Source organism: Rhodococcus sp. P4_B6, from assembly GCF_056402215.1.
On record NZ_JBFUHV010000316.1, the window covers coordinates 1 to 5,007 of the forward strand.

Sequence of the window (5,007 nt, forward strand, 5' to 3'; positions counted from 1 at the left end):
GAGCGAGCTGCTCGCACGGTTCGCCGAGGGACACACCCTGGGAGTGGCGATGTCGCTCACCCATGACGGCGCCCGGCACCACCTGTTCATCACCCCCGGGGTGCCGATCACGCTGGTGGAATGACGACTCCGCGGTTGTCGCATCATGATGGTTTCCGGCTGGGACACTGCCCGGGCAGTGTCTCCGGCGAGGCCGCCACCAGCGGCGTCAATGCCCTCGGCGGGAGGTAACACCCCACCCCGTCACAGTCTGGGCGCAACTCTGCGCGCAAACATGCCAGCGAAAATACGGGTAAGAAGGCGCGTAGTGGGTAGGGTGATGTCCGCGCACGTACACGGGTGGCATACCGAACACGAGTGGGTGGGGATGGCGAAGGCAGGAAATTCCGAAGGCGGCGCCCGCCGCCGCCCGACCGGGGCCGGACGAGCAGCCGTAGGGGCGGCGAAACGCGCGTCCGGTGCGGGCGACGTCGGTGGTGCGGGAACGCCGAGTCCGGAATTGACGGCGAAGCTGGAACCGCGGAAGGGCCCGACGAAGGTTCCGCTCAATACCCGGGTCCTGGCCTCGACGGAGGCCCGGTTGAACTGGCTGGTGAACGATCGCCAATCCACGGTGACCAACGTCGTGGACGTGGCCCTGCAGGAGTTCTTCGACCGCTACCGCGTCCCGCCGGCAGATCATGACGGCCGGATCACCGAGCAGGAGTCATGAGCAGTCCGTGGGAACAGATACCCCTGTTCGCACTGCCCGAGACAACCCCGACGACATCTCCCTCTGCCACCGATGACGTTCTCCCCGACGACGACGTTCTCCCCGACGACGACGTTCTCCCCGACGACGACGCTTTCTCGGTCGATGCTGATGTCTTCGTCGAAACCGATCATGCGGATTCTGAGCCGGCCGCTGCCGCACACCCTGCATCGCCCGAGCGGTCGGATGTCGCCGAAGCCGACGACGCCCCGACCCCGCCGACACCCGAGACGGACAGCGAAGCGGCCGTCAGCGCTGCGGTGGACGGCGACGAAGTGCACGACGACGCGGCTAGCAGCGATACGGCTGGCAGCGATACGGCTGGCAGTGATACGGCTGGCAGCGACACGGCTGGCAACGACGCGGCGGATCCGCCGGTGTGGGAGGCGCTGCCGGCCGGTGAGGATGCCGATGGTCATGCGTTGATCGTGACCGCCGACGGGACTTACACACCCTCGGGGCGGGAGTTGACTGGTCCCGTCGATTCGGTGGAGAAGCTGGACAAATTGATCCGCTGGGCCTCGCTGACCCCGTTGGGTGCCCCCGCACAGATCTGGGTCGTCGGACAGGGCGCGTGTGAGCTGCTTGGGTGGATCATCGACCCGGGCAGCGAGGACGACGTCGACGACATGGAGGCCCTCCGCAACCGCGCCGCCCAGGAACTGACCGCCGTCCTGCACGCGACCCTCACCCCCATGCTGAATGCAGGCTGGGAGTTGCGCGGCGACCCGGGGCACGTGGTGCACCTGTCCCGTTCGATCGGGAACTTCACCTCGATGGTCGATGTGGTGATCGAACCGTACGTGTGGACGTACTGGAACAAGGACTTCGGTTGGCACAACCGGGTCGGTGACATGGGGATCCTCGGCTCACCGACGGCCGGAACGTATCTCCCGGACGACGACCTGCCGGCAGCTCGGGAGCTCGGTCGCCGGTTGGCCTGGTGCGCCCAGCACCTGGGGGTGCTCCCGGGACCGACGCCCGCGCGGACCGGCGCGGCCCTCGTCGACAAGATCAAGCGGGAACGCACCCGATCGGGGAAAGGCATCGTCGTTACCACCCCCGGTTCGGTCCCACCGCTGGACGGCGCGCCGCGGGGAGATCTCGAACCCGCGGTCGGATGGACCCGCGTCCCCGACGCGCAGGATGTGGACGGGGCGAGCCGGTTGGTGTCGATCGACCAACGCGCCGCCTACCTGGCCTCGGCCGGCATGCTCGAATTCGGCTACGGGCAACCCCAGCACCTGACCGGCGGGGCGGCGGCCGCTGCGGCGGTGGGGGAGAAGGGTGCCCCGTTCGGGCTGTGGCGGATCACCCTGCCGCCCGGGCAGACACTGTCGCTGCCCGAGAAACTCCCGTTGCCGCACCCGCACATGCTCGCGGACCAACCGGTGCAGACCTGGGTGAGCACGGTCAGCCTCGACGGGTTGTGCTCACCGGTCGCGGATGGGGGGATCGGCGCGGACCTCGACGACCTCGACATCGCCGAGGCCTGGGTCTACCCGCAGCAGGGCCGGGCGCTGGACAAGTGGGCGAAGATCCTGCGCGAGGCCCGCAAGGCCGCGGTGGACACCGACGACGACGCGACGAAGCGGTTCCTCGGCACCTGCTACAAGGGCTACATCGGGCGGATGGTCAACCCGGACATGTGGACTGCGAAGCAGATGCAACATCACCACCAGCCTTTGTGGCGTGCGTCGATTATCGCGCACTGCCGGTGGCGTGGCCGCCGGGTGGCGATGCGGATCGCCCGCGAGCACCATCGTTGGCCGGTCCGCACCGTCACCGACTCCTGGGTGTACCTCCTTGCCGATGGTGAGGACATTGCCGACCCGAGTGAGGCTTTGGGGAAGATGTCTGTCGAGAAGGACGTGGTCCTCACCGACACACTCCTGTCCGCCTTCACTTCGGCGCAGGACGTGCACGAGGTGAACCTCGCGATCAAGGCGGCCTTCGCCGACAACGAGGACGCCGACGACGACGAAGGGGAGGGGGTGCTCTGATGGCCCTGCATCTTCCGAAGCCGCGCACCACGAAGCCCGCGCAGGAGGCGGTCGGCCTCGACGGCCTCAAGGTCTCCGTTGCCAACGCCGCGACCAGCGGTGTCGAAAAATCGAAGCAGGTCAAAAGTGGGGGACTGGCCGGCCTGACCAGCAAGGTCTCGGTCAAGCAACTGCGGAAGGAACTCGGTAACGAGGGGTTGCGGCAGGCCGCGATCGATGCCGGCCGCACACCGCCGTCGGCGCGCACGTTGCGCCGGTGGGCGCAACAGGGCCGCATCCCACACGCCGATGTTCTCGAGCGTGCCCAACGCCGTGCCGCGATCGAACGCCTCGGCGGCGTCGATGCGGTGGCGGCGAAGATCGGCCGGTCCCGCTCCGCCGTCTCCCGGTACCGGTCGGGGGAGACGAACGAGCTGCGCGCGGATGCGAGCAAGAAACTCAAAACCGTCAAGGCCGAGGACATCATGAAACGCGCCGGGGTGTTGCGTCCGGACGGAACCCCGAAAAGAGCGGTCATCCGGGTCAAGGGTGGCGTCATGGTCCGTAACGGCGCCGACGAGGGCTATGACTACCGGGTCCGCACCCTGGATTTCGCGAACTCGGATACCCCGTTCACCAGTGAGGAGTCCCGCGAGTTGGCCGCCGCGTTGGCGAATGACGATCACGCCCGGGTCGTCGCGCTGCTGGAGCGGCACGCGACCCTCGATTACCCGGAGAACAAGGGTTTCGACAAGTACAGCGACCAGTTCGGATTCCATTTCGACCACATCGACTCCGTCCACATCGACTGGATCTAAAACGCCGGGGACCATCCCCCACCGGCCCGCCGCGGCTCGGGTCGGGTGGCCCTTGTTCCATCGCAGGTGAAAACACCCGACTCCGGCCCATTCTCGCCGGTCAGCGCCCGAAAAAGGAGCGCCGGGCACCCCGACACCCCGTTGAGGGGAAACRCCGACATGGGTGAAGGTAGGCATCAGTGTCCCTTCCGGTAATTGAGGTGCCAATGCCCGCCAGACGTTCGAGAACCCGTCGGACGGTCGCACTGATCGCCACTGCGACCGTCGTCGTCGGCGTCGCTCTTACCGCACCCGCGATCGCGAACGCCGCCCCGGCCAACTGCGCGGCGACGTTCAACCTGTTTATCCCCGGCACGTGGGAGACCACCGAGAACGCCGACCCGAACCGGCCCGTAGGCATGCTCGCCCCGGTCGCGGAGGCGATCAGGGCACAGAACGGTGCCCGCGCGCAGGCATACACGCTGCCGTACATGGCGCGCGCATTCGACAACGGCCACACCTACGCCGACAGCAAGGCCGACGCGGTGAGCAAGGCCACCGCAGTGCTGCGCAACTACGTCGACAAATGCCAGAGCACGAAGATCACGATCACCGGATACTCCCAGGGTGCAGACGCTGCAGGCGATCTCGCGTCGGCAATCGGAAACGATCAGGGGCCGGCCGATGCGGACCAGGTCCTCGGTGTGGCACTGATCGCCGATCCCGGTGCCGGCACGAAGGGCGCCGCAACGGTCGGACCGAAGACCTCCGGGGAGGGGATCGCCGGTCCCCGGTCGCAGGGCATGGGCAAACTGTCGGGACGGGTCGCCTCGATCTGCGATCCGAAAGACCTGTACTGCTCGATCCGCAAGGGCGCCAACCCGTTCCTCGGATCGCTCGGGTCGATCCTGTCGAAAACCCCCGGCAACACCGGTGCCGGTGCCGGTGGAGGGAACGCGGCGGTCGCCACCGCGCTGACCTCGGATTTCAGTGGCGCCGACCTGCCCGGTCTCGGATCGAATGTCGACGCACTCGGAAGGCAACTGTCCGGCACCGACACCGGCGGGACGATCGATGTGAACCAGATCGCCGACACCGCGACCTCACTGAGTAAGACACTCAGCCCCCTTGCCGACCTGCTGCAGTCCGGCGCCGCGAACACCGCCGCCACCGCGCGCCTGGCCGCAGCCCCAGTGGGCACACCAGAAAACGCGGCCGCACAAGTCCTCACCACAGCCAGCCACGCGGACCTGGCCGGTGCACTCGACTCGGCGGCCACGATCGCGAACACCGCAGCCAAACTCGCCAATAACGGCGCCACCACACTGCCGGCCACCGCACCCGAAATCTCTCAACTCGCGGGCACAGCCGCATCACTCGGTAGCCAAATCGCACCCGTCGCCGCCACCCCGGCAGATGCCCTCTCCTCCGCGTCGAGCGTGCTGTCGGTCCTCAAACCGAAAGTCGTCGTCGACCA

4 protein-coding genes are annotated in these 5,007 nt (G+C 67.5%); all 4 read left to right on the forward strand.

The window, feature by feature from the left end:
- The first annotated feature begins 319 nt into the window (after positions 1–319).
- Positions 320–712, forward strand: a complete 393-nt coding sequence (locus AC1DWT_RS49405; protein WP_242323951.1) for a hypothetical protein — start codon at positions 320–322, stop codon at positions 710–712.
- Complete coding sequence (locus AC1DWT_RS49410; protein ID WP_477926081.1) at positions 709–2,754, forward strand: hypothetical protein; 2,046 nt, start codon at positions 709–711, stop codon at positions 2,752–2,754. Before AC1DWT_RS49405 ends, AC1DWT_RS49410 begins: the two co-directional genes overlap by 4 nt.
- Positions 2,754–3,551 (forward strand): hypothetical protein, encoded by a 798-nt coding sequence (locus AC1DWT_RS49415; protein ID WP_477926082.1) that lies wholly within the window; start codon positions 2,754–2,756, stop codon positions 3,549–3,551. Before AC1DWT_RS49410 ends, AC1DWT_RS49415 begins: the two co-directional genes overlap by 1 nt.
- 206 nt (positions 3,552–3,757) lie before the next feature.
- The coding region (locus AC1DWT_RS49420) for a cutinase family protein (protein ID WP_477926083.1) at positions 3,758–5,007 on the forward strand (1,250 nt) is incomplete at its 3' end.